The organism is Solibacillus sp. FSL R5-0691 (assembly GCF_037974225.1).
Taxonomy (GTDB): Bacteria; Bacillota; Bacilli; order Bacillales_A; family Planococcaceae; genus Solibacillus.
On the sequence record NZ_CP150231.1, the window covers coordinates 2,075,663 to 2,100,439 of the forward strand.

The 24,777-nt window shown below is 39.5% G+C and carries 26 protein-coding genes; 7 read left to right on the forward strand and 19 right to left on the reverse strand.

Features of this window, described 5'->3' with window-relative positions:
- Positions 1–21: 21 nt before the first annotated feature.
- The 17 genes from MKY51_RS10425 to MKY51_RS10505 form a co-directional block, all read right to left on the reverse strand.
- Positions 22–1,020: a VanW family protein gene (locus MKY51_RS10425; protein WP_339171747.1), complete on the reverse strand. Its 999-nt coding sequence runs from the start codon at positions 1,018–1,020 to the stop codon at positions 22–24.
- 145 nt (positions 1,021–1,165) lie between these two features.
- Positions 1,166–2,167: a M23 family metallopeptidase gene (locus MKY51_RS10430; protein ID WP_339171750.1), complete on the reverse strand. Its 1,002-nt coding sequence runs from the start codon at positions 2,165–2,167 to the stop codon at positions 1,166–1,168.
- Positions 2,167–2,934, reverse strand: coding sequence for a polysaccharide deacetylase family protein (locus tag MKY51_RS10435; RefSeq protein ID WP_339171752.1), 768 nt, complete (start codon positions 2,932–2,934; stop codon positions 2,167–2,169). The genes MKY51_RS10430 and MKY51_RS10435 overlap by 1 nt, the downstream gene beginning before the upstream one ends.
- A 149-nt stretch (positions 2,935–3,083) precedes the next feature.
- Complete coding sequence (locus MKY51_RS10440; RefSeq protein ID WP_339171754.1) at positions 3,084–4,385, reverse strand: NCS2 family permease; 1,302 nt, start codon at positions 4,383–4,385, stop codon at positions 3,084–3,086.
- Between the two features lie 267 nt (positions 4,386–4,652).
- Positions 4,653–6,191, reverse strand: a complete 1,539-nt coding sequence (locus MKY51_RS10445; protein ID WP_339171757.1) for an SH3 domain-containing protein — start codon at positions 6,189–6,191, stop codon at positions 4,653–4,655.
- 247 nt (positions 6,192–6,438) lie between these two features.
- The gene (gene accC / locus MKY51_RS10450) at positions 6,439–7,803 is read right to left on the reverse strand and encodes an acetyl-CoA carboxylase biotin carboxylase subunit (RefSeq protein WP_339171759.1); all 1,365 of its coding nucleotides are present in this window, start codon (positions 7,801–7,803) and stop codon (positions 6,439–6,441) included.
- A gap of 15 nt (positions 7,804–7,818) precedes the next feature.
- Entirely contained in the window at positions 7,819–8,322 is a 504-nt protein-coding gene (gene accB / locus MKY51_RS10455) for an acetyl-CoA carboxylase biotin carboxyl carrier protein (RefSeq protein WP_339171762.1), read from the reverse strand.
- A 193-nt stretch (positions 8,323–8,515) separates the two neighbouring features.
- Complete coding sequence (locus MKY51_RS10460) at positions 8,516–9,049, reverse strand: SpoIIIAH-like family protein (protein WP_339171764.1); 534 nt, start codon at positions 9,047–9,049, stop codon at positions 8,516–8,518.
- Positions 9,046–9,423 carry a hypothetical protein gene (locus MKY51_RS10465; RefSeq protein ID WP_339171766.1) on the reverse strand — a complete coding sequence of 126 codons (378 nt, stop codon included), beginning with the start codon at positions 9,421–9,423 and terminating at the stop codon, positions 9,046–9,048. The genes MKY51_RS10460 and MKY51_RS10465 overlap by 4 nt, the downstream gene beginning before the upstream one ends.
- 66 nt (positions 9,424–9,489) lie before the next feature.
- The gene (locus MKY51_RS10470; protein WP_269454576.1) at positions 9,490–9,624 is read right to left on the reverse strand and encodes a hypothetical protein; all 135 of its coding nucleotides are present in this window, start codon (positions 9,622–9,624) and stop codon (positions 9,490–9,492) included.
- Positions 9,621–10,532, reverse strand: a complete 912-nt coding sequence (locus tag MKY51_RS10475; RefSeq protein ID WP_339171768.1) for a stage III sporulation protein AE — start codon at positions 10,530–10,532, stop codon at positions 9,621–9,623. Before MKY51_RS10475 ends, MKY51_RS10470 begins: the two co-directional genes overlap by 4 nt.
- Entirely contained in the window at positions 10,532–10,909 is a 378-nt protein-coding gene (locus MKY51_RS10480) for a pyruvate formate-lyase (protein ID WP_251687022.1), read from the reverse strand. Before MKY51_RS10480 ends, MKY51_RS10475 begins: the two co-directional genes overlap by 1 nt.
- Before the next feature lie 4 nt (positions 10,910–10,913).
- Positions 10,914–11,120, reverse strand: coding sequence for a hypothetical protein (locus tag MKY51_RS10485; protein WP_008404269.1), 207 nt, complete (start codon positions 11,118–11,120; stop codon positions 10,914–10,916).
- Between the two features lie 105 nt (positions 11,121–11,225).
- Positions 11,226–12,230: a nitronate monooxygenase gene (locus tag MKY51_RS10490; RefSeq protein ID WP_339171772.1), complete on the reverse strand. Its 1,005-nt coding sequence runs from the start codon at positions 12,228–12,230 to the stop codon at positions 11,226–11,228.
- 156 nt (positions 12,231–12,386) lie between these two features.
- Complete coding sequence (gene efp / locus MKY51_RS10495) at positions 12,387–12,944, reverse strand: elongation factor P (RefSeq protein ID WP_339171774.1); 558 nt, start codon at positions 12,942–12,944, stop codon at positions 12,387–12,389.
- A 17-nt stretch (positions 12,945–12,961) separates the two neighbouring features.
- Entirely contained in the window at positions 12,962–14,020 is a 1,059-nt protein-coding gene (locus MKY51_RS10500) for a Xaa-Pro peptidase family protein (RefSeq protein WP_339171776.1), read from the reverse strand.
- Positions 14,021–14,259: 239 nt separating this feature from the next.
- A complete protein-coding gene (locus tag MKY51_RS10505; protein WP_339171778.1) occupies positions 14,260–14,667 on the reverse strand; it encodes a DNA helicase in 408 nt (135 codons plus the stop codon).
- Between the two features lie 178 nt (positions 14,668–14,845).
- Between MKY51_RS10505 and MKY51_RS10510 the strand changes: the two genes are divergently transcribed.
- The 3 genes from MKY51_RS10510 (at position 14,846) to MKY51_RS10520 (ending at position 19,461) form a co-directional block, all read left to right on the forward strand.
- Positions 14,846–15,784: a DUF1385 domain-containing protein gene (locus MKY51_RS10510; RefSeq protein WP_339171780.1), complete on the forward strand. Its 939-nt coding sequence runs from the start codon at positions 14,846–14,848 to the stop codon at positions 15,782–15,784.
- 165 nt (positions 15,785–15,949) lie between these two features.
- Entirely contained in the window at positions 15,950–17,665 is a 1,716-nt protein-coding gene (locus tag MKY51_RS10515; protein WP_339171782.1) for an ABC transporter ATP-binding protein, read from the forward strand.
- Positions 17,665–19,461 (forward strand): ABC transporter ATP-binding protein, encoded by a 1,797-nt coding sequence (locus MKY51_RS10520; protein WP_339171785.1) that lies wholly within the window; start codon positions 17,665–17,667, stop codon positions 19,459–19,461. The genes MKY51_RS10515 and MKY51_RS10520 overlap by 1 nt, the downstream gene beginning before the upstream one ends.
- Before the next feature lie 74 nt (positions 19,462–19,535).
- Here the strand turns inward: MKY51_RS10520 and MKY51_RS10525 are convergent, their stop codons facing one another.
- Positions 19,536–20,408: a type II CAAX endopeptidase family protein gene (locus MKY51_RS10525; protein ID WP_339171788.1), complete on the reverse strand. Its 873-nt coding sequence runs from the start codon at positions 20,406–20,408 to the stop codon at positions 19,536–19,538.
- A 161-nt stretch (positions 20,409–20,569) separates the two neighbouring features.
- Between MKY51_RS10525 and MKY51_RS10530 the strand changes: the two genes are divergently transcribed.
- The 4 genes from MKY51_RS10530 to MKY51_RS10545 all read left to right on the forward strand — a co-directional run bounded on the left by MKY51_RS10530 (position 20,570) and on the right by MKY51_RS10545 (position 23,802).
- A complete protein-coding gene (locus tag MKY51_RS10530; protein WP_339171791.1) occupies positions 20,570–21,274 on the forward strand; it encodes a response regulator transcription factor in 705 nt (234 codons plus the stop codon).
- Positions 21,264–22,616, forward strand: a complete 1,353-nt coding sequence (locus MKY51_RS10535) for a HAMP domain-containing sensor histidine kinase (RefSeq protein ID WP_339171793.1) — start codon at positions 21,264–21,266, stop codon at positions 22,614–22,616. The genes MKY51_RS10530 and MKY51_RS10535 overlap by 11 nt, the downstream gene beginning before the upstream one ends.
- Positions 22,606–23,136 (forward strand): PepSY domain-containing protein, encoded by a 531-nt coding sequence (locus tag MKY51_RS10540; protein WP_339171795.1) that lies wholly within the window; start codon positions 22,606–22,608, stop codon positions 23,134–23,136. Before MKY51_RS10535 ends, MKY51_RS10540 begins: the two co-directional genes overlap by 11 nt.
- 90 nt (positions 23,137–23,226) lie before the next feature.
- Positions 23,227–23,802, forward strand: coding sequence for a PepSY domain-containing protein (locus MKY51_RS10545; protein WP_339171796.1), 576 nt, complete (start codon positions 23,227–23,229; stop codon positions 23,800–23,802).
- 54 nt (positions 23,803–23,856) lie between these two features.
- On the opposite strand, the gene MKY51_RS10550 is transcribed toward MKY51_RS10545, so the two are convergent.
- Positions 23,857–24,597: a class I SAM-dependent methyltransferase gene (locus MKY51_RS10550; RefSeq protein WP_339171799.1), complete on the reverse strand. Its 741-nt coding sequence runs from the start codon at positions 24,595–24,597 to the stop codon at positions 23,857–23,859.
- Positions 24,598–24,777: the final 180 nt, after the last annotated feature.

Sequence of the window (24,777 nt, forward strand, 5' to 3'; positions counted from 1 at the left end):
CCTTTTATAAAGAGCAGTTAGTCATTGCTTTTTAAATAGATCTTTATATTGATGCGATGTCGTGATGGCGATTGTCAGCGCACCTTTACTGTAATACGATTTAATTAAAAACGGAGCCCCGCTCGTATTTTGGAATTTGAAATCGAGCGAATCATAAGAAACCGTGGCGTCTCTGCCTGTTGGTACATACCCGATATTCAATGAGTGGTGATGCCTTTCGGTAATGCGAATTCCTAACTGATCAACAGCATTGAACAATGTCGAGGAGGTTTGGCAAATTCCACCGCCGATTCCCATTACTAGTTCCTTATTAATAATTTCAGGTGCCGGTTGATATCCTTTTTCCACTGTCCGCTCTCCAACCATTGTGTTAAAAGAAAAGTAATCGCCATCCCCCACTAAAATATTATGAATTGCCTTAGAGGAAAGCTGGATATTTTCGCTTCTTCCGGTTTTTGATGCATTAAAATAAGTCGTAAACGATGCAATGGTCACATCATCCAGTGAAGGAATATCTATATCCAGATTGGTTTCCAAAATATACAGAGGCAAAAATATATGATCTCCTTTAGGTGAAGCTGCTAAAATTTTTTCAACCAATTCACTTTCCTTTAATACGATTCCGGGAATCCCTTCAATAAGATCCCCATTATCCCCGACTTTATGAAGAACCATTGTTTGATCATAGCCGGTCCTTTTTTCAGTCCCTCTTGCCAGTTCCCTTGCTATTTTTTTTACGTTAGCCTCGTACAGTCCGTTATCCGTTCCATAACCTAATAATTGCGGTGTGAACGATTTCACGATTTCCATTGTTCTCGGATCGAGCAATGTTATGACAGCTGGATAAATAAGCGGATATTCTCCGACAATCGCTTCACTCTCCGAAGGTGCTGTAGTCGAAGTTTCAATTTGCGGTTCTTGTTCTTCCACCGTATCGGGAGCCTCAGAATACGACTCTTTTTCACAGCCTGTAAGTAAACAAAGGCAGATCAATACTAAAAAATTGAAGTTTGTTTTCATGTTATTTCTCCTATCTATAAAAGCAAAGTTCTCATAGCTTATTCAGAAATTTAACTTCTGTTAACAGAAGCAATGTCACTAAAAGCCCACTTGGATTGAATATGGGATACCGTCACTTTTATAGACAGCGAGAATGAATACCTCATTATTGTTTTCTTTGCTTCGCTTCTTTTTCCCATCTTGCCAAAGCTGGATACGGATCAAAAGCCCACTCTGTACGGCCGTTAAATTTATAGATTCCGTAATGAAGATGCGGCGGGAATTTTCCGGCTGTTCCTTCTTTTCCGTACCCTGTACTTCCAACATAGCCGATAATTTGTCCTGCCTCGACTATATCGCCTTCTTTAAGCCCTTTCTGGAAATAAGCGAGGTGTGCATAATAATGGTACGAGTTATGGTTATCACGGATACCGACACGCCAGCCGCCAAACTGATTCCAGCCCATCACTTCAATTATACCGTATGATGTTGAATAGACCGGTGTGTTGTAAGGTGCAAAAATATCTGTGCCTTCATGGATTCTACGTCCACCCCAGCCGCGATTTGCTCCCCATGTTCCTCTATAGCTGTAGTCGGCATGAGTGGATAACGGAAATGTATGATCATCTAAATTGATTGTTCCGAATTTCTCATATAATTTTGCAATTACAAGTATTTGATTGACCGAAAGTTCATTTTGATAATAATCCCATAAGGCCAATTTAAAATTGTCCTCACCATATCCATACTGTCTTAAATAGTTCGCTAATGTATATAATGCATCGGCATCATCGGACCGGTCTGCCACACCATCTCCATTGCCGTCCTTACCGTTCCCATTAAAATAGGCAATCGAAACCGGGGATGTATCATCGCCCGCCGGATTTAAAATACCGGACCAAAATTCATCCGAAAATTGAATAGCTATGTCACTTTCCCGTTTTGGTATATCCGTTCGCACTTCCTGGATATTGCGTTCAAATTGATCGACAGCAGCCAGATAATACCAGGGCAATAATATATTTTCATGCTGTATATAATAGTCCATCCTTTTTTGCATTAGCTGTTCCTTTGTCAAGGTGGTGGCCTCTTCAGCTGATGCATCGGCAACCGGGATAAATGCTAGGATGAAAATGGCTGTCATCATCAATGCAATTCTGTATTTCATCAGTTCTCCTCCTCTACGATATGTTGTTTCGTATCATTTTGTAATCGGATCATTTGTGAAATTGTAATAAACCGGTAGCCCTGCTCTTTCAGCTTGGGCAAAATTTTCTCCAACGCTTGAACCGTCTGCTCCCGATTGCCCCCTCCATCATGGAAAAGCACAACATTTCCATTTCCAAGACCGTTCAATACGGTATTTACTATTTTATTTACACCTGGATCTTTCCAGTCTTCAGTATCCTGATGCCATGACCACATAACAATTTTATAGCCGTTTTTAACGGATTCTTTTACGAGTTCATCTGTATAATGTCCCTCGACCGGCCGAAATAAATTCGGTTTCACCCCTGTAATACTGAAAATTGTATCGGATGTTTGATTAACCTCTTCCATAATGGGAGAAACTGATTTTGTAAAGGGATGTGTGTACGTATGATTGGCGATCTCATGTCCACTTTCATGCATTCGCAAAACGAGTTCGGGGCTTTTTTCAGCCAATTGCCCCACGATAAAAAACGTTGCTTTTGCCTCATATTGTTCAAGTAAATCAAGTATTTGGCTAGTATATTTCGGATGTGGCCCATCATCAAATGTCAGGGCCACTACCTTTTCATCCGTTTGAATATCCCAAATAATTTGACCTGTTTCTTCATAATAGTCCCTTCCTTTCGCTTCCCCGAGACTATTGAAAACGTACATAGCTGCAAATATAAATAAAAGGACTAAAAATAAAATAAAAGCAATTCTTTTCCATTTTTTTCTTTGCATTTTATCACTTCCTTAATAAATTTCCTCTGCATTAGTATTTAGAGAAACGTCAAAAAGATGTATCCGATTTAAAGTAAAAAAAATCCATCTATTTATTTGAAATAAAATTAAATAAAAAAGTGCCGCTTCAATAAGAAGCAGCACTTTGATTAATGCGGTAAATAGATTAACTGTAAAACAAACAGAACGGCGAAAATATATACTAGCGGATGTACTTCGCGTCCACGGCCTTTTATAAGCATAATTAATGGATAGCTAATAAAACCTAGTGCAATCCCTGTAGAAATACTTGAAGTAAGCGGCATTGATAAAATGACTAAAAATGCCGGGAACGACTCTTCAATTTCATCCCACTTCATATTTTTAACGACACCGATCATTAAACTACCAACGATGATTAATGCAGGTGAAGTAATAGCCGCCACACCTGATAATGAACCGACAAGCGGTCCGAAAAATGAAGCAACGATGAACAGTACAGCAACCGTTAATGCTGTTAAACCTGTACGGCCACCTACTGCAACACCAGAACCTGATTCCAAATATGCTGTAGATGGGCTTGTTCCGAATATCGCACCCGCTGTTGTTGCAAGTGAATCGGAAACAAGTGCTTTACGAGCGCGCGGCAGTTTTCCGTCCTTCAATAATCCTGCCTGCTTTGATACACCGATTAGCGTCCCTGTCGTATCAAATAATGTAACTAATATGAATGAAAAAATAACACCATATAAACCGTATTCGATTACTTCAGAAATCGCAGTGATTGGATTAAGTACAATGATGCCTTCCGGTAAATGCGGAAGCGCCACTACTTTATCGATTGTAAGCTGTCCTGTGAACATGGCAATAATTGCCGTCACGATCATACCGATAAAAATTGCACCGTTCACTTTACGTGCCATTAATGCGACTGTAATGAACAGTCCGATAAATGTCAATAACGGTGCAGGATCTGAAATATCACCAAACTTCACTAAATTGGATTCATCCGCTACAACGATTTTTGACATACGCAGTCCGATGAACGCGATAAATAATCCGATCCCTGCAGTAATCGCCAATTTTAAGTTTTCCGGAATCGCTGTAATGAGCTTTTCACGGAATGGCGTTAAACTAATAATAATAAATAAAATACCTGCAATAAACACCGCTGAAAAAGCAGTAGTATACGTAATCTCTCCATTTGAAGCTAATACAACAGTATAAGTAAAATACGCGTTTAATCCCATACCCGGTGCTACGGCGATCGGATAGTTCGCACATAGCGCCATCCAGCCTGTACCGATAACTGCTGCAATAATTGTAGCCATAAATACTTGATCAACCGGAACCCCAGCACCTGATAAAATAATCGGGTTAACAATGATGACATAAGCCATCGTTAAAAATGTTGTTAATCCCGCAAATAATTCACGCTTAACTGTCGTCCCATTTTCTTTTAACTGAAACATTTGCATTCCTCTTTTCAAAACACGAACAATTTTTAAGAACTTATATATAATATTCGTTATTATAGTAAAATGCAATGCATTATGAGCATTTTTTTAAATAGGGAAAATTGGTTATTTTCAGAATAATCATGAGGGTAATATTCCTCTAATGTTTCTTGCCTGAGATCAGTTTATTTCTCCATTCATACTTTACCCCAAATAAAATATTTTACAGCTTGAAAATGAGAAAAACGGTTGCCGAGGACGCAACCGTTTTTGTCATTTCAATTATTTTTGCTTTTGTACAAATGAATCATAGCGCTGTATGAATGCAGATATGTGGGCACGCGTTAAAATATCGTTAGGTTTGAATTCTTTGATTGATTGTGTAGTAAGCCTGTTCTTGATGAAAAATTGAATTGCTGTGTCTTCGCTTACTGTGTTCCCATAGTAATACGAAACCATCAACTGTGCCAATTTACCGCGTCTGATACCTTTCTCCGCTAAATCTCTTGAGGCTTTTGTTTTTTCGCTTGCCAGTACCGGCATATTGTACTTTTTCGCCAAGTTATACACGCCGCTTCTGCCCCAAGAAGATGTGCTCTTTGCATTCGCTAAAGCATCTTTTTCCGCATAACGGAAGAAGATAGTCAGGAAGTGCGCTTCTGTTAATTGTTTGTTCGGTAACAAATGTGTTTCCAATTTTTTTGTTTTTGCATTTCGAATTGTGCTGTCACCTTGAATGTACCCTTTGTCAATTGCCCAGATCATATCATCTTTCCACCAAGCTGTCGTGCTGAAATCAGCATACTGTTTAATATAAGAAGAATAATCCGGTTTAGAATCTACTGGTGGTACAGGTGCTGGTGTAGGTTCAGGTGTTGCTGTTGAATCTACGAAATCCAAATAACTCGATGCTACATAACCCTCTGACCCGTCGCTTCTTTTCACCGGATACCAAACAAAGTGATTTTTCTTAGAAGCTACTTCTTCATATTCAAAAGGACCTGAAATAGTAACCGTTTCACCTTTACTTAAAGTCCCCTTAGAAGGACTATCCGTAGTTGGTCTTGTTCTAACCGTTACATTCGTTGTAGCACTTACTTTTTGACCTTTTTCAAAAGAATACTTTGATTTTGTTAATGGTAAATCAAAGTTATAGTTCATCTTTAAAAACTTAATATTATCTCTGCTGTTAGAGTCATATTGGAAATCTTCACTTGTAAAAGGCAGCACTTGTAAGTCGATTAATTCATACTTCTCAACAAATCCAAGAATCTTTTCCTGATAGGCTTTTGCATTTCTTTCACCAGTTGCTTGCTCAACTGGACTATTTACCGGCTTCGTACCATTATAAGCCATGATTGCGAAGTACCAAGATTCCAGGACATCTCGTTGACCACCGTTAATTTTAGGTAAGTCCGATCGATCAAACATTTTGTCTAGAATTTTTACGCCAGATTCAATATTGTAGACAAGATCGCTTTTTAGTCTTGCTTCATCATACCCTGCCTGATTCGTAATTTGCATGAGGCCAATCCCATTATCGGCTGTTACGATTGCTTGGCCGTTGCTATCGAAATGACGCCAGTTCCCACTTTCCCCTTCTGCAATTGCTTTTACAATTTCAGGCGGGACATTATAATTCAGTGCTGTTTCAGTTAACAGGCAGTTCGTAGTGACGTAATCCGGGTTTACATTCGATGTTGCATTAAAATCACATGCAGTTGCTATATCATTCGCGAATACATTGTTATCAGTATTGATAGATAGAGTAATGGCACCAATCGCAATTGCACCGATCAATGGTTTAAATATTTTCTTCATATGTACCTATAACACTTCCTTTTATATTTTCTAAAATTTAAAGATTCAGATATATGTTAACATATTCCAATCTTTTCAGATAGGGTAACATTTCGGTAACTCTGTCTCCCCTCTTAATCTCTGCCCCCTTCCCTATTCATGTAAATGCTATCCCACGTACAGACGGACAAACTGAAAAATAGTTTCAAATAAAATGAAAAAACCCTCTAATTTAAAATTAGAGGGTCGAAACGTGCGTAAAAGCCGATTAAGCCTTTACATTCACGCCTAAAATATCATTTTCTTCAAGGAACTTCGTGTTGAATTTCGCTGATTTGAATACGTCGTTGTTCATTAAAGCTTGGTGGAATGGAATTGTTGTGTTAATTCCAGGTCCAGCTACTTCAAATTCTGATAACGCGCGGTTCATTTTTGCAATTGCTTCTTCACGAGTGTCCGCATGAACAATTAGTTTTGCAACCATTGAATCGTAATATGGTGGGATCGTATAACCTGCATAAACTGCAGAATCGATACGGACACCATAGCCGCCTGGTACTACATACGTATCTACCGTACCTGCTGAAGGCATGAAGTTTTTGTATGCATTTTCGGCGTTAATACGGCATTCAATTGCCCAGCCGTTGATTTTGATGTCTTCTTGCTTGAACGGAAGTTCTTGGCCAGAAGCAATTTTTAATTGTTGTTGTACTAAGTCAACACCTGTGATCATTTCTGTTACAGGGTGCTCAACTTGAATACGTGTGTTCATTTCCATGAAGTAGAAGCGATCTTCCTGGTAATCGTAGATGAACTCGATTGTACCAGCACCTTCATAGTTACAAGCTAATGCTGCTTTTACAGCGGCTTCGCCCATTTCTGCGCGACGCTCTTCAGATAGTGCCGGAGACGGCGCTTCTTCTACAAGCTTTTGCATGCGGCGCTGTACTGTACAGTCACGCTCACCAAGGTGTACAACATTACCATGGCTGTCCGCTAATACTTGAATCTCGCAGTGACGGAAATACTCGATGAATTTCTCTAAGTAAACACCAGGGTTGCCGAATGCAGCCGCTGCTTCTTTTTGAGTAATTTCGATTCCTTTTACAAGATCTTCTTCTGTGCGTGCAACACGGATCCCTTTACCGCCACCACCAGCAGTTGCTTTAATGATGACTGGGTAACCGATTTTCGCAGCCCATTCTTTACCTGTTTCGATATTCGGTACAATGCCTGTACCAGGAACTAACGGAACGTTTGCCGCTTCCATTGTGTCACGTGCAACGTCTTTAATTCCCATGATTTTAATCGCATCCGAAGAAGGACCGATAAATTTAATACCCGCGTTTTCACAAGCTTCAGCAAATGCTGCGTTTTCCGCCAAGAAACCATATCCTGGGTGGATCCCGTCAGCACCTGTTTTTTGTGCTACCCCTAAAACTGCTGGGAAACTTAAATACGAATCTTTCGATAACTTTGGTCCGATACAATATGCTTCATCCGCAAGTTTTACATGCAATGCATCCGCATCTGCTTCAGAATATACTGCGACCGTTTGAATACCTAGCTCTTTACATGCACGAATAATACGTACTGCAATTTCGCCTCGGTTTGCGATTAATACTTTTTTCATTTGTATATACGCTCCTTATTCAGCTTTTACTAAAAATAATGGTTGACCGTATTCTACTAACTGGCCATCTTGAACTAAGATTTCTACGATTTCACCTTTAACTTCAGCTTCGATTTCGTTGAATAACTTCATCGCTTCTACGATACAAACGATTGACTCTTCGCCTACTTTATCGCCTACTTTTACATATGCCGGTGATTCCGGGTTTGGAGCTTGGTAGAATGTTCCAACCATTGGAGACGTGATTTTATGTAAATCAGCCGTGTTTTCTACTGGTGTTGCTGGTGCTTCTGCTTTTGGAGCTGGTGCTGGTGCCGCTTCTACTTGTACTGGAGCTGCTGGTGCTGCTACTGCTGCAACCGGTGCTGCTTCTTGTACTTTTTTAGGAGCTGCTACTTCCGTAACACCGTTGTTTTTCTTTAGTTTAACCTTTGCGCCGTCCGCTTCATATACAAACTCGTCGATTGATGAAGCATCTACTAATTTAATAATTTCTCGGATTTCTTGAACTTTGAACATCTTTAACTCTCCCTTAAAAAAAAGTAATAACAATACAAACCCTATTTTATAATTTTTCGGACTATTTTGAAACAAATAATTTTAAATAGCTCAAAAATAGGCATAAAGCAGAACAATCGTATATTAAGACAAAGAAACATATTTCAAACTGCTATATAACACATTTACTGCTTTACTATAATATGACGCTCTCTTAATTAAAAGGTTCGAATTCTACACTAACATTTACATAATCCTTAAATTCAGAGCGCACCACATATAAAATTTCGTCTGCCAATTTCTCGGATACTTCATCTGACATAACTCGTACAGCTACTTTATCTCCATCAATACGGACAAGGGCATCAGAATAGCCGATTGATTTAATAAGCATTTCCAGCATCGCTTCTGATGATTCCAATTTGATCAGTTCATCCATTTCATTGAATGCCTCATTCTTTTCTTCTGCTGTAAATTCATCCGCAGCAATCTTTTGTGTCAGCTGTTCTTTTTGCTGGCTGCGTTTGTTTGCCAACTCTAAACGTACTTCTTGGAATAAGTCGCTTTCTGAGTTAACAGGTTGTGTCAGGTTTTGATTTACCCCTAAAATATCTGTTTCATCAATCGTTTCATCAGAGAAAATCGTTAAAATATTCGGCGTATTGTCTTCGAAAATATAAAATACAGAAATTACCGCAGCTAAACTTACTACTGTTAAGAACCAAACTGTTCGCTTTTTCACTTTCACTTGTTTTCCCCCTTAATTTGCATTGGCACTACTTGAATACGATGCGACGGAATTTGCAGAACATGCCCAACTGTTTCCTTTAGCATGGTTTTCACGTCGGTGTTATTCGCTCCTTGTGCCACAATGATGACACCGGATAGCTTTTGCTGTTGTGATACAGACAGAAATTGCTGTTCACTATGTTGATCATAGTGAAAATAAACCTGGACTTGTCCGACTGACTGAATTTCACTTAATAATCTGGCAAGCTGTTCCTCATTTGAGCTATAACTTTCCCCTTTCTCCGATTGTGATAGAAACATGAATACAAAAATAATAAATACTGCGGCAATGACAATTAATAAGACAGGACGATTCGCTTGTTTCTTTTCCACATTATTAAGCGTATACGCCCCCTTCTCTACTAGATTTCAACATAATGTATGAACGAAACAAACCGGTTATGCAAACAATGAAAGAATTGTGCTTGTCACAAATAAATAAAGTGCGAGCTTTACATATACCTGCCATTGCCGCTCATCAGCAAAGATGAGAAGACTGCTGCCCAGCAAAATAAAAAGAAATAATTGAATCATGTTTTTCCCCCCATGGACATCTGCATAAAGAAAATAAATAACAGCACGATAAACATAATTGCGAAGCCAAGTAAAAAAGCAACTGCACATAACACAAACATCGTCTTCCCAACATCATCAAACAGACCACTCATACGCATATTTGTAAACGGTTCAATTACGGCACCAATAATTTTAAACAGCAGTGCGTGCAGTAAAAGCACCGTTGCCGGATAAAAAGCCGCACCCCAAATAATTGTTAAAAAGGATAGTCCGACAAATGTGGAAACTGTTGACTGGGTTTTCTGGAAAAAAGACAGTCCTTCTACAATCAAACTGCCGATTAACGGGATATTTTGCTCGATTAATTTTTTGATAGGAGATTTCAATGCATCATTCAGCTGAATAAAGGCGATACCGGAAAGCGTCAAAATCGAAGTCAATGCAACGACCGACGCAATCATGACGCTTAATATGGAGGAACGTATAAGATCTGCAGCTTTTGAAAAGGAAATGGCCGGATAGATTTTTGTGCATACATCAAATACTAATGCGAGGACAAGAGCAGGTATTGTTACGTGTGTACTGACAAATAAAATAACTTGGACAAATATGATGATAATCGGGTTCCATGCAATCGCGGTAAAAACGGTTTGAATCGTCAACAGCATAAATGACATGATCGGCAAAATAGCCATAAAGAAATTTTGAAGTATGGCAATGAGCTCATACAACACGACAAAGGCATCAACGACATTTTGTGCAAAAACGACGATAAACAAAATAATAAATAACTGTTCAATTAACGCGGTTTCATTCGGGACTAAAGCCAGTAGCAGTAAATACATCAAAATATAAATCGCTACAAGCAGCAAGGAAAACAACAAAGATTGAATGGGTTCTGTAAAAATCGAATAAATTGTCTGCATTACTGTAGCCTTTCTAATAATTGGATTAATAGCTGAAATTTCGGTTGTAGCAGATTGATCCAATATAACACTGCGGTCATTCGAATGGACAACGTCACTAATGTCGCAAAAGCTTCATATTCGAATTGATCTAATAGCTGACAGATTAATTCATTCAGCAAAAAGAGTAATGCCGTGAAAAGCAGTCCCTTACTGTACGGAACATTATTGAAGATAACTGCGAGTCGCTGCCAAAGCGGGATGAGTTGCTCTCGGACAACAAATTGGAAAAAAATAAAGAACGCGATGACGACAATGATTGAATGCAGCTTGTCCATTGTCTGTTTCAAAATTAAAAACAGAACCAAATAAATGACACTGGCAAATAGCGCAATCATCTAGCTAGACGGCCGTCAACCATTGAAAAAATACGACAATTTCTTGAAAGAACAAGCGCAAAAATCGGATTAATTCAATCGTCATGTATAGGTACGCAATGAAAAACAAGAAAAACGAAAACTCTTTTTTTCCTAAATGCTCGAAGAATAAATGAAGAAGTGCAATAATCAACCCAATCCCTGCAACACGAAGCACATCTTGTAATTCCAATAAAGCCCTCCTTCCTTAACGAAACTATATGCAATATCCAAACAAATAAGCACAAAAAAACACCGACGACAAAGTTTTTATCCTTTGTCGTCGGTGCAAGAATTGTTACGGTAAGAGAGTTTCGATAATCTCTTGAACGGATGCTTCTTTAGCCAAATAGCTATTTTCCCCCATCCAAAGAGACATATATTCCCGGTTATTTTGGCGGGCACTTTCTTTTCGAATCGGTTGTGTCAAATAATGCTGGACCGGATATGGAGCAGTCACCGCTTCTTTTAATTGCTCGGTAAATTTATTTCTTAATCCGCGCGCATATTTGCCGGTAAATGCTTTCGTCAATGTCGTCGAATGAATACCGGAAGTTAAAATTGCTTCTTTATGTAGTTTTGGAGCCGCGCATTCCGTTGCCGTCAGTAACACCGTACCAATTTGCACATACGATGCCCCTAATTCAAGCATGTCCGTAACTTGTGACTTTGTCATAATGCCGCCTGCTGCAATGACAGGGATTGAAACATTTTCTATTGCGTCTTTCAGTAGTGTAGCTGTTGGATGAAGTACCATTGGTTCAATAAACGACCCACGATGACCGCCTGCTTCTTTGCCTTGTACAACGACTGCATCGAGCCCCGCTTGTTCAACTGCTATCGCTTCTTCGACAGATGTTGCTGTGCCGATCAAATATACGCCCTTTTGTTTTAACGTTGATACTGTTTTTTCATCGGGTAAACCAAATGTGAAAGAAACAATCTTGACGCCTTCTTCAAGTATCGCCTGTACTTGGTCTTGAAAAACGTTGGATGTTGGAATAACCGTCGGGGTCTCGATGTTTAACTCATCACAGATCGGCTGCAATGCCTCTTTCGCTTGTTGCAGCAAGTGAGCATCTGCTTTTGGCTGTTCTGGTACAAACAGATTCACGCTAAAAGGTTTTGTAGTGAATGCTTTCACTTCCTGTATAAATTGCTTTGTTTCTGCGCCGCTTAAATACCCGGCACCAATTGAGCCTAATACACCCGCCTCACAGCATGCCACTACAAATTCAGGGGTTGTAATGCCCGCCATTGGTGCCTGTACAATCGGTTGACCAATCGGTAATTTTGCCACCATAAACAATCCACTCCTTTCTTCGATTATACATACCCTTTTATGATCAAGCTATAATTTGGAATTTTTTTCAACATTCCCCTAAACAGCAAAATAAAAAAGACAGAAATATTGTATTGCTACAATATCCCTGCCTCCATTACTTTTGCTTCAATGCGATTATGCGCGTGAAACGTAAGTACCTTCAGTTGTGTTGATGATTAATTTGTCGCCTTGGTTAACGAAGAATGGTACGTTTACCATTAATCCTGTTTCCATTTTAGCTGGTTTTGAACCACCTGATGCTGTATCGCCTTTGATGCCTGGTTCTGTTTCAGCAACTTCTAATGTTACTGTGTTTGGTAATTCAAGACCTAACATTTCACCTGCATATGTTTGGATATGAACTTCCATGTTCTCTAATAAGTAGTAAAGTTCGTCTTCGATTTGAGCAGCAGCTAATGTTGTTTGGTCATATGACTCTAAGTCCATGAATACGTGCTCGTCACCTTGTGCATATAAATATTGCATTTTGCGGTTTTCGATCATTGCTTTTTCTACTTTTTCACCAGCACGGAAAGTTTTTTCTGTTACGTTGCCGTTACGTAGGTTACGTAATTTAGAACGTACGAATGCAGCACCTTTACCTGGTTTTACGTGTTGGAATTCTAGTACGCGGAATAAGTTACCGTCAACGATAATTGTTAAACCTGTACGAAAATCGTTTACTGAGATCATGAGTTATTTCCTCCAAATTATAAAATGATTAATTCTTTAGTCGAATGTGTTAGTACTTCATTACCCGTTTTTGTGATTAAAATATCGTCCTCAATTCGAACGCCACCAATTCCAGGAAGGTATACTCCCGGTTCAATTGTTACAACCATATTAGGCTCCAGCACTGTATTGGAACGGAATGATAACCCAGGTCCTTCATGTACTTCAAGGCCGATACCGTGACCAGTCGAGTGACCGAATGCTTCGCCTAAGCCTTTTGATTTTAAATAATCTCGTGCTACAGCATCCGCTTCGATCCCTGTCATACCCGGACCAACTTTTTCAAGCGCAAGAAGCTGAGACTCGAGCACAGCATTGTACATTTCTACCAACTTCTCTGATGGTTGGCCTACAGCGATTGTACGTGTAATGTCCGAAATGTAACCATTATAGTAAGCACCAAAATCAAGTGTTACAAAATCGCCCGTTTCAATAATCTTGTTTGTCGCAACACCGTGTGGCAATGCAGAGCGTAATCCGCTTGCAACAATAATATCGAACGATGAACTTGTAGCACCTTGTTTACGCATGAAAAATTCTAATTCATTCGATACGTCAAGCTCTGTAATGCCAGGCTTGATGAAATTTAAAATATGTGTAAATGCATTGTCTGCAATTTCACATGCAACCTTAATAATATTAATCTCTTCTTCGGTCTTAATCAAGCGAATTTTTTCAATTAAACCTGAAACTGGCACGAAATCAACATTCACTGCCGAATTGTATACTTCATATGTACCATATTGCATAGCATCTTTTTCGAATGCCAATGATTTTACACCCATTGCCGCCACTTGTTTTGCCACTTCTTCATGGATTGGACCGCTATGCTGAACTACACGGAATTCCTTTACTTGCTCTGATGCTTGTTCTGTATAGCGGAAATCTGTGATAAAAACCGCATCCTGCTGTGAAACAACTGCAACACCTGATGAGCCAGTGAAGCCTGTCATATAACGGCGGTTGTATTCATTCGTAATGAGTATTGCTTCGACATTGTTCTCGATTAGTGCTTGACGTAATTTAGTAAGTTTCATTTGTTTTCATTCCCCTTTTGTTTGTAGTAAAAACTTGCAGCTTGTCATTTAATTGCCGTATCTGCAAATTAGTCCTGCATCTTTAGCGGCACGCGAAGCAATACTCCTATTTTTAAGGGCCTTTAATCACTTTGGGATGTGTTAAAAAGGGACCTTTACTAAAAGCCGCTTCATTGTGAACGCTTCTTTTTATACTGTCCCTATTTTATCACAGACTTTTCAGACATCAATACTTTCGACTAACGAAATAATGTCATTGTACGGTAACGTGCTGTTTCAACGATTAAGCGCATCGACGTTACAACTACAACAAAAAATGGGATGGAGAATTTTTTGAATGACGACCATTCAATAGGAAGGTTTAAAATTTGCCATTCCAATATCGCTGCAAGGACAATTCCTAAAATAAGTGAAAGTAAGAACGGCGGTACCATTACGAGCAGCTGTGTTACCATCAACAATAAATATACAACAATGGCTATAATTAAAAATAAAATGACCCATCGTTCGAAAGCCGTCCATTCGAACCATTCCAATTTTTTCAGAAATGAAACCGGATGCCAATTAATAAAATCAAATAAATGCAAGCCTTTTAAGCTTACAGTTACAATAAATGATGTAAATAATGCCGTGACAAACAAATGCATGACAAAAACTCCTTTTTTTGACTCAGTATGACCGATTGTAAAAAAACTATTCGAATGGATAGTGCTTTTCTCCAAAATTTAGTACAATATGATGGTATAACAAAGAAAAGAGATGGATAGATTCCATGCTCCTTCCTAAAAATAGATTGAAATTTTATAAGAGAGTGGTGTCGAGCAAGTGAGTAATAATGCGCCAGTATATGGTGGGCAAGCGCTTCTAGAAGGTGTTATGTTCACTGGTCAAGATCATATGGTAACGGCAATCCGTCGAAATGACGATTCCATCGATTATTTTCATGTAAAAAAAGAGAAAAAGCCTATTTTCCAGAAGCTGAAGAAAATTCCTTTCGTACGCGGGGTTGTCGCATTGATCGAATCGGCAGGCTTCGGTTCGCGCCATCTGCAATTTGCTTCTGACCGCTATGATGTTACACCGGGTGAAGAAGAGGAAAACAGTGGTGAAGAGCCATCGAAGTTAATGATGATTTTAGGTGTAGCTGTCATTGGTGTGCTGTCGTTTTTATTCGGTAAGTTTGTCTTCACATTGGTGCCGATGTTTTTGGCAGAATTTTTAAAACCTTGGTTCCCTGGTAAAACGGTTCAGATTTTGATCGAAACAGGCTTTAAATTAATTTTACTTCTTGCCTATTTGCAAATTATTTCAATGACGCCATTGATTAAACGGGTATTCCAGTATCATGGTGCCGAACATAAAGTAATTAACTGCTATGAAGCAGGTCTTGACTTAACGGTCGAAAATGTTCAAAAACAATCACGACTTCATTATCGTTGCGGTTCAAGCTTTATTTTATTCACTGTAATTGTAGGAATGTTTACATATTTCTTCGTACCTGTTGATCCGCTTTGGGTTCGTCTTGTCAGCCGTATTTTATTAATCCCGGTTGTCATCGGTATTTCATTTGAAGTATTGCAGGCGACAAATGCTGTTCGAGAAATTCCAGGCTTACGTTTCCTAGGTTATCCTGGATTGTGGCTGCAACTGTTAACAACAAAAGAGCCAAAAGATGAGATGGTGGAAGTAGCAATCGCATCTTTCAACAAGCTGCATGAAGTCGAGAAAAATCCGGCTATTGCACAAACATTAGTTCATGATTAATTAAAGACTTGGGGAGTTATCGTAAAAGAGAATTTACTTTTACGATGACTCCCTTTTTTGTGTGCAAAATATATTTAGAGTCTCGAAATATTTTCGTTGAGTTCCGATAGATGAAATGGCATAATAGAGTTAAAATTCAGTGAATTGATTATAAGGAGTTAACAAATGAAAACGATTTTTCAATTTATCAGGCGCTATAAATGGCCTGCAGCAATCGCCTTTTTCCTGATGCTATTGGAACTGGCGAGCGATTTAATCCAGCCGCTCTTCATGGCAAGGATGATCAATGAAGGACTGCTAGAAGAAAATTTACATAATGTTGCGTTTTGGGGTGGCTGTTTATTTGCCCTAGCCCTATTTTCTTTCATAAGCGGAGTACTCAACTCCTTCTTCTCTGCGCATGTCGCCCATAGCTTCGGTTTTGATCTGCGCAAAGCTTTGTACAGCAAAATACAATCGCTGACAATGGCGACCTATCTGACGTTCCCTACTTCCGGGCTTATTACGCGCCTGACAAGCGATGTTACCCAAACGATGAACATTGTCTTTATGATGCTGCGGATTGCGATGAAAGCACCGTTAATGACGATTGGTTCGCTTATCATGGCATTTGTCATTAATGCGAAACTTGCGCTTATTTTATGTGTCAGCTTTCCGTTTCTCCTTATCTTCCTAGTATGGATGGTATCAGTCGGTATCAAGCTGTTCGCACAAGTACAGCAACGGCTTGATTTTGTAAACCGACAGCTTCAGGAAGGACTGCAGGCTGTCCGATTGATAAAAGCATACATGCGTGGTCAATACGAAGAAAGCCGCTTTTTATCCGTTGCGGAAAACTTAAAATTCGATACGATCAAAGCGACACGTGTCATGGAAATTGCATTGCCTGTTCTTCAGTTTGTTATGAATATTAGTTTGCTGATCGTCATTTGGGTCGGTGCAGATGCGATTCGGGACAATGATATTCTTGCCGGTGACTTGGCCGCGATTATTAACTATGCATTCCGTATGACGGCATCATTTTCTATTTTTTCATTTATCATTATTGCTTATGCCCGCGCGAAAGCGTCTGCTGAGCGTATAGAAGAGATTTTAAATGTCGAAGAGGGCTTAGAGGAAGTGCAGAAAAATAAAGCGCCTGTCCTTGAAAACTTCTCCATTCGTTTTGACAATGTGTCATTCCGTTATCCGACAACGGAGCAGTATACACTTCAAAACTTGTCATTTTCAATTGAAAGTGGTGAAAAAATTGCCATTATGGGGGCAACCGGTTCAGGAAAATCGACTATTTTACAATTGGTTGAACATTTTTACGAACCGAATAGCGGTGAAATATTTATAAATGATCAAAACATAAAGGATATCCCGCTGCAGCAATTGCGCAAATCGATTTCCTATGTTCCGCAGCAATCCCTTCTGTTTTCAGGAACGATTGTGGACAATTTACGCTGGGGTCAAAATGATGCATCACGAGCGCAAATTATAGACGCGACGAAAAAAGCACAAATTCATCACTCGATCGAGAGCTTTGATGAACAGTATGAGACGACGATAGGACAGCGCGGCATTAACTTGTCCGGTGGTCAAAAACAGCGTCTTGCGATTGCCCGCGCCCTGTTAAAACCGGCGTCATTACTCATATTAGATGACAGTACTTCAGCGCTCGATGTCGCAACAGAGCAGAAATTATGGGAGGCACTCGATCAGGAGGCCATTACAATGCTCGTTGTAACCCAAAAAATTCAGACGGCACAAACGGCCGATCGTATATTACTAATTGATGAAGGCCGACTGCATGGGTTTGGCACACATGAACAATTAATGGCAACGAACGATCTGTATGCGAAAATTGTTGCTTCACAGCAGGAGGTGCTTGCCTAATGAAGTTTTTCAACTATGAACCGATCATCACAAAAGAACAAATCAAAAACACAAGTGGCAAGAAGAAAAAAGGTGAACGTGCCCAAAACTGGACATATACATTGAAGCGTATTTTCGATTTTGTAGCTGAACAGAAATTGCTGCTGTTTATCGTACTACTGCTCGTTGTACTAAGTTCAGCGTTTGCGTTGATCGGACCGTTCATCATCGGACGGCTGATCGACCAGTTTATTGATGGCAGTTCGCTAAGCCAGCTTTCGTATTGGCTGTACGGATTGGCGGGCGTCTATTTACTTTACAGTTTGTCGAGCTACTTCCAAAACTATTGGATGGTCGGCATCGCACAGCAAACAGTATTTCGAATTCGTACACAGCTATACGGTCACTTTTTCAAGCTCCCTCTTCGCTTTTTCGATAAACGAAAACACGGGGAATTGATGAGCCGTGCAACGAACGATATCGAAACAATCAGCTCAACATTAAACAGTGCCTTTATCCAAGTTGTCTCAAGTATTTTGACTTTAACAGGTACGGTTGCCGTTATGCTTTGGCTCAGCCCATTATTAACATTGATTACAATGCTGATCGTCCCGCTTATGTTCTACGGAATGCGCTGGATTACAAAACGCACTAGCCTGTTATTTAAACAGCAGCAGGCCGCGATCGGTGAAATGAACGGTTTAATCGAAGAATCCATTACCGGTCAGCATGTCGTTAAGGCCTTTTCACAGGAAACGGAAATGCTGCGTCAATTCGACGAGAAAAATTCCCGTATCCGCACAGTCGGTTTCTGGGCGTTAACGTATTCAGGATTCATACCGAAAGTGATGAACACACTAAACAGTTTAAGTTTCGCAATTGTTGCACTGGCCGGTGGTATATTTGCCTATTACGGTCACATTTCAATCGGGACGATTATTATTTTCACGGAGTATGCACGACAGTTTACCCGTCCGCTAAATGATTTGGCAAACCAGTTCAATACCGTCCTATCAGCATTGGCCGGAGCGGAACGTGTTTTCTTGATTATGGATGAAAAAGAAGATGAAATTGACGGGGAAAATGTGGAACTGCTCGGCAATGTCCGTTTCCAAAATGTTTCGTTCCAGTATGATGCACAAGCTTCCTCCCCTACCCTGTCGAACGTATCCTTTGAGGTGAAATCGGGGCAGTCGGTTGCACTGATTGGTCAAACCGGTGCCGGGAAAACAACGATCATGCAGTTGTTGACAGGACTTTATGAAAAAACGGACGGGAAAATTGTATTTGATGATATGGAAATAGAAGAAATTTCAAAGGCGAGCCTGCGCAGTCAAATGGCATTCGTCCTGCAGGACCCGTTCCTATTTGAAATGTCGATTAAAGAAAATATCCGCTACGGTAAACTCGATGCAACAGATGAGGAAATCTATGAGGCCGCGAAAAAAGCGAATGCCCATACATTTATCGATAAGCTGCCTGATAAATACGATACCATTTTAAGCGCTGACGGCAGCCAGATCTCCCAAGGACAAAAGCAGCTGCTATCGATCGCCCGTGCCTTTGTGGCAGATCCGAAAATTTTATTATTGGATGAAGCGACAAGCAGTATCGACACGGTGACGGAGCTTCATATTCAGGAAGCACTTGAAAAGCTGATGGAGGACCGTACGAGTTTCATCATCGCCCACCGCCTGAATACAATCCGCAAAGTCGACTATGTTATCGTCTTAAATCAAGGGAGAATCATCGAACAAGGAAAACGCCAGGATCTAATAGAAAGCCAAGGCGTATTCGGACAAATGCTTAACGTGTAAATTTAATATAACGAGAAAATAAAAATCGCCCGTTTTGCTTTTTACAGCAAGATGAGCGATTTTTTATTTACCTGTTAAACCGTTTCAACATCCGTAGACTCCTCCAGCTTCGGTGCCGGATTTTTTAACTGACGGAAGTTTTTATAGTATTTGACGAGCAAGAAAATAATGACAGCCGTCAGTATGAAAAAGAACGCCACATTTAACAATAATCCTTGTCGGGCTGCTTCTGTTGTCGGTAAATCGATTTCAGTCGTTTGATTTGTATATACAAACTGGAGATATGCCAGGAAATTATTAAAACTATGTAATAAGATCGGTATCACAATATTTTTAGTCTTAAGGTACGCATAGCCAAGCACACAGCCTAACGCAAAAGCAAAAACGGCATTGATCGGGTTGAGGTGAATAATGCCAAATATAATAGAAGAAATAATAATACTCTTTTGCGGACTCCATCTCAATGTGAAACGACGAAGCAAGATCCCTCTGAATAACATTTCCTCATAAATCGGTGCAAGGATGCAAATATTAATAAAAAACAGGATGTAAACGAGTAATGATGGTCGCACATCTTCCACATCCGTCATTGGAAAGAAGGAAAACAGTTCCCGAATATGCTCTTCGAATACAAGATAGACAATCGTTAATAAAATTGCTGTAAACACAACGGTGATTAGTTGGAAGCATGCTGTAATCGATAAATATTTTGCCCAGCGCCCTTTTGTCATCGTCGTATGAATGGGCTGTTCATTATATATGAAGTTCCATTTTTTTGTTTGATACATCAAGTACAATAAAAAACTGACCGAAACTAAAAATGTAATCCACTCTTCACTGGCCGGATTATCGGTAATAAATAACAAGATAAAACTTACGATGAATATACCAATCCCAAACAGTATGAAATAGCGCAGCTTAAAATTCTTCAATTCGATATAATCCATTATTTTACACCCCCTGTAATTAGATTAACATGAAAAGGATGTTTTATCCCAAGCATCGCTACCCCTTTTTGATCATTTTTCTACAAATAGCATTTCTCCATTGCCAATACCCTCTCCTTTACAATACGATGAAGACAAAACAGATAGAAGTAGGTGTTTGCATGTCGAAAATTTTAATCGTGGAAGATGAACAGCAGATTGCGCGTGTATTGCAGCTTGAGCTGGGATTTGAAGGCTATGAAACAGCGATCGCCCATACCGGCACGGACGGTTTACTGAAATTCCATGAAGACGAATATGATTTAGTGCTGCTTGATGTAATGCTCCCAGAGATAAACGGCTTGGAAGTACTAAAACGAATTCGAAAACATAACGAAACGGTTCCGGTACTTTTACTGACCGCGAAAAGTAATATTGAAGATAAAGTTACAGGGCTTGATTACGGGGCAAATGACTATATAACAAAACCATTTGAATTCGATGAACTGCTAGCACGCATTCGTGTGGCTTTAAGATTTTCACATAAATCGGTTCCAGAGCCAGCTTCATCGTCTGTCCACACATTTCAGGATCTATCATTAAATGAGCAAACACGGGAAGTGACAAGGAACAAACAGCACATCGATCTGACTCCACGTGAGTTTGACTTGCTGCTGCATTTTATGAAACATGCAAAGCTTGTGCAGTCTCGTGAACAGCTGCTGAATGCGGTTTGGGGATTTGACTATTACGGGGATACAAATGTAGTTGACGTATACGTACGTTATTTGCGTCAGAAACTAGAAGTAAATCTGAATTTACCGTCACTCCTACATACTGTTCGCGGTGTCGGCTATGTGTTAAAGGAAGCGACAAATGAAACTTAATACGAAAGTTAATCTGTTTTCGATGTTATTGACTTCAGTTATATTAATCGGAAGCTTTACAGGTATTTATTATTTGTATCAAGAGTTTGCCTTTTCAACTGAGGCTGAACAATTACAGGCACGGGCAAATGAATTGACGACTGCCATTAGCGCACTGGACACAATTGATGGAATCGATTCGATATACGGTGCCTATCTCCCGACTGACGGAGCAATCATCGTTTATGATAGTGCAGGAAATCCAATAAAAAGGCTTCAGAAAACATCCGAGCAAATCGATTATAAACTTGATCTGTCAAAGCATTATACAGAAAAAACAATACGTGACATCCCCCATATTGCGCTGGTTACACCACTCATTTTGCCGAATGATGAAATTGTCGAGGCAAAGCTGATCCAGCCGTTGCCGACAATTACCGAAAATATGAACCGGTTGCTTATAATATTAGTCCTGATGACCCTTGTTGCACTCATTCCGATTTATTTGGCGAGCCAATTGTTTGTTCGGCTGATCGTAAAACCGGTTCAGCAGCTGACAACGACGATGGAAAAAAATATTCAGCAGTCCAGCTATGAGCAAATCCCGGTCCGCAAGCAATCAAACGATGAAATTGCGCAAATGGCCTTAACGTACAATCATTTAATGGCACAGTTGGAAGATGTTCATGACAAACAGCAGCAATTTGTCGGCAACGCCTCACATGAACTGAAAACACCGTTAACCGTCATCGAAAGCTATACGAAACTGTTAAAACGCCGCGGTACCCAAGACGCGCAAATTACCGAAGAAGCATTGGAAGCAATATTAAAAGAAACTACCAACATGAAAGCGATGATTGAACAAATGCTCGCACTGGCTAAGACGAATGAAATGACGAAAATCAGCATGACGACACTTCCATTACAGCCCTTTATCGAGCAAATTGTGCACAGTATAAAAGCCGCCTATCATCGGGAAATTCTCGTGGACATCCCTAATGTTGAAATTACAACGGATGAAGCAAAATTAAAACAGCTGCTCTTTATATTTCTCGATAATGCACGAAAATACAGTGACGATATCATTAAAATCCACGCCTCTGTGAAAAATGATTTGCATATCACTATTCAGGATTGCGGCGTGGGAATACCTGAAGAAGATCTTCCGAATTTGTTCCATCGTTTTTACCGGGTTGATAAAGACCGGAACCGGAAAACAGGTGGCACCGGCATTGGCCTCTCCATCGCTAAGGAACTTGCCGATCGGTTGAATGCCAAAATATCGATCGACAGTGAACTAGGAAAAGGAACGACAATTTTACTCATTGTTCCACTTTCAGGAGGTGCACAGCATGAAAGCTAAATGGATTTTACTATGCATCGCGGTTCTCCTCATCGGTTTTTTCATTACACTGACAGTCAAGCAGTTATCAACACCGCATGAACTGAACACGAATGAACTGGAAATGAAAATTAAAGATATTTATAATGCGGAAGTCCAAACATTGATCAAACAAAAAAATTATTATGTCGCTTCCTTCGATAAAGATGGTTCGATTTTTGAAGTGAATGTAAATGCCGTAACAGGTCAATTTTCCGATTTGAAGCTTATTTATAAAAATCAAAGTAAACAGGATGAACAAACAAATCCTGATTCATCAAATCAAAATCAGGCAGCTGAAAATGCTACAAAGCCATTGCTTTCAAAAGAGCAAGCAGTAGACATTGCGTTAAAGGAAGTACCCGGTGAAGTCGATTCTGTAGAGTTTGTAAAAACGGCACAAGGTGGCATTTATTTTGTGGAGATAGAACAGGAAGATGATGTAACTGTGCAAGTACATGCCATTACCGGTGAGATTATTGTGATTAAATATGATGATTAGTTTTCTCATCAATTTCTAATAATTCTCTCAGACCGTTTTCATATTCGCTGGTTATACTAACATTACAAACAAATAAAGGAGCGAGTGAATATGAATAAAAAATTTATAGCAATCCCGGCATTACTAATAGCAATTGGTGGAGGTGCTGTATTTGCACAATCTGATTTATTTGTGCAAGCCGTAAACAACCCAAGTATTTCAGCTGGTGAAGCAAAGAAAATTGCGTTAAAACAATTAGACGGTGAAATTATCAGTTTTGAATTTGATGCAGATGACCGTACACCACATTATGAAATCGATATTGTGAAAGACAATGAGAAAATCGAAGTTAAAGTGGATGCAGATACAGGAAAAGCGGTTGTCACGGAACGTGAAAACATTCGTACGATTACAACAGAAAACCCGGTAAAAACAGATGGTACTGAAAAAGCAACAGATTCAGCGAACAATTCTTCTATAATTACTGAAGAGCAGGCAATTGAAATTGCTCAGGCAAAAGCAAAAGGAACAGTGACAGACATTGAACTGGATGAAGATGATAACCGGCTCATTTATGAAATCGAGATCCGAAACGGTAAAATGGAATATGATTTTGAAATCGATGCAAAAACTGGCGATATTATTAAGTACGAAGAAGATTTAGACGATGACCGTTTTGATGATTAATTGAATGATAAGCACTAACTAAAAGGAGCGCAGACATCAATCTGCGCTCTTTTTTTATATCGTTTTTCTCGCCTTCACAATTAGAAAGGAAGGACGATGCTTTTCTTTTTGTAAGTTTGGAAGTAGTTCGATTGCTTCTTCTGTCGGCATTGGTTCCACTATTTTCTCGATTTGCAGGCCATTCGTGATTAATGTATTCAAAATTGTTTCCATCGTGCGATGATACATCACCACATGATTTACGAGCCAATTTTGTGTTCGTTTCCCTTCTTCCTGGTAATGGGCAACCGCAAAATGGGAGATAGAGCCTTCCTCATCCAAAATCCACTGTTCCTCCCCTTTATTAGCTGTCGAGATTGGATGCTCAACAGAAAACAGGAATACCCCTTCCGGACTTAATGCATGACTCACCTTTTCTATGACCCCTTCAAAATCCGACACATAATGTAGAGCCAATGCACTTGTTATTAAATGGTACTTTGATTTCTCCAATTGAATGTCTTCCATTGAAATTTGCTCAAAGTAAAGGCAATCACTTTTATAAAGTTCTTTTGCTGCAGTAATCATATTGCCTGAAATATCAATCGCATCGACATGCTGTGCCCCGTTTAACACACAGTCATTTGCAAACTCCCCTTTTCCACAACCTAAATCTAATATCATTTTCCCTTTTACATCCGGCATTAATGCTAAAAAATTGGGCCGCTCCAGTAAATTATTGTAATTGAATTTCCGGTTACGAATTTCTTCATAACCTTTAAAAAATAAGGCATTATCATAAATATTTTGCTTCATTTTTCTCCTCGTTTCACCATAACGTTATGACTTCTTTGCGCAACTTTATTATCACATGGCAGAAAAATTTTAAATAGACTTATATTTCAAAATTTAGTAACATGTAGATAGAGGCATGTCTAGTTTTACTAATTCAACTTTTTTACAAAAACTATGCAAATTCCTTAGCGATTTGCATAG

Excerpts from the sequence above, each read along its gene's own strand:
- MKY51_RS10435 (WP_339171752.1), bottom strand. The coding sequence starts at position 2,934 with ATGCAAAGAAAAAAATGGAAAAGAATTGCTTTTATTTTATTTTTAGTC.
- MKY51_RS10525 (WP_339171788.1), bottom strand. The coding sequence starts at position 20,408 with ATGGATTATATCGAATTGAAGAATTTTAAGCTGCGCTATTTCATACTG.
- MKY51_RS10440 (WP_339171754.1), bottom strand. The coding sequence starts at position 4,385 with ATGTTTCAGTTAAAAGAAAATGGGACGACAGTTAAGCGTGAATTATTT.
- MKY51_RS10445 (WP_339171757.1), bottom strand. The coding sequence starts at position 6,191 with ATGAAGAAAATATTTAAACCATTGATCGGTGCAATTGCGATTGGTGCC.
- MKY51_RS10520 (WP_339171785.1), top strand. The coding sequence starts at position 17,665 with ATGAAGTTTTTCAACTATGAACCGATCATCACAAAAGAACAAATCAAA.
- MKY51_RS10530 (WP_339171791.1), top strand. The coding sequence starts at position 20,570 with ATGTCGAAAATTTTAATCGTGGAAGATGAACAGCAGATTGCGCGTGTA.
- MKY51_RS10545 (WP_339171796.1), top strand. The coding sequence starts at position 23,227 with ATGAATAAAAAATTTATAGCAATCCCGGCATTACTAATAGCAATTGGT.
- MKY51_RS10430 (WP_339171750.1), bottom strand. The coding sequence starts at position 2,167 with ATGAAATACAGAATTGCATTGATGATGACAGCCATTTTCATCCTAGCA.
- efp (WP_339171774.1), bottom strand. The coding sequence starts at position 12,944 with ATGATCTCAGTAAACGATTTTCGTACAGGTTTAACAATTATCGTTGAC.
- accB (WP_339171762.1), bottom strand. The coding sequence starts at position 8,322 with ATGTTCAAAGTTCAAGAAATCCGAGAAATTATTAAATTAGTAGATGCT.
- MKY51_RS10550 (WP_339171799.1), bottom strand. The coding sequence starts at position 24,597 with ATGAAGCAAAATATTTATGATAATGCCTTATTTTTTAAAGGTTATGAA.
- MKY51_RS10535 (WP_339171793.1), top strand. The coding sequence starts at position 21,264 with ATGAAACTTAATACGAAAGTTAATCTGTTTTCGATGTTATTGACTTCA.
- MKY51_RS10425 (WP_339171747.1), bottom strand. The coding sequence starts at position 1,020 with ATGAAAACAAACTTCAATTTTTTAGTATTGATCTGCCTTTGTTTACTT.
- MKY51_RS10490 (WP_339171772.1), bottom strand. The coding sequence starts at position 12,230 with ATGGTGGCAAAATTACCGATTGGTCAACCGATTGTACAGGCACCAATG.
- MKY51_RS10540 (WP_339171795.1), top strand. The coding sequence starts at position 22,606 with ATGAAAGCTAAATGGATTTTACTATGCATCGCGGTTCTCCTCATCGGT.
- MKY51_RS10480 (WP_251687022.1), bottom strand. The coding sequence starts at position 10,909 with ATGATTGCGCTATTTGCCAGTGTCATTTATTTGGTTCTGTTTTTAATT.
- MKY51_RS10475 (WP_339171768.1), bottom strand. The coding sequence starts at position 10,532 with ATGCAGACAATTTATTCGATTTTTACAGAACCCATTCAATCTTTGTTG.
- MKY51_RS10500 (WP_339171776.1), bottom strand. The coding sequence starts at position 14,020 with ATGAAACTTACTAAATTACGTCAAGCACTAATCGAGAACAATGTCGAA.
- MKY51_RS10505 (WP_339171778.1), bottom strand. The coding sequence starts at position 14,667 with ATGCATTTGTTTGTCACGGCATTATTTACATCATTTATTGTAACTGTA.
- MKY51_RS10515 (WP_339171782.1), top strand. The coding sequence starts at position 15,950 with ATGAAAACGATTTTTCAATTTATCAGGCGCTATAAATGGCCTGCAGCA.
- MKY51_RS10470 (WP_269454576.1), bottom strand. The coding sequence starts at position 9,624 with ATGATTCAATTATTTCTTTTTATTTTGCTGGGCAGCAGTCTTCTCATC.
- accC (WP_339171759.1), bottom strand. The coding sequence starts at position 7,803 with ATGAAAAAAGTATTAATCGCAAACCGAGGCGAAATTGCAGTACGTATT.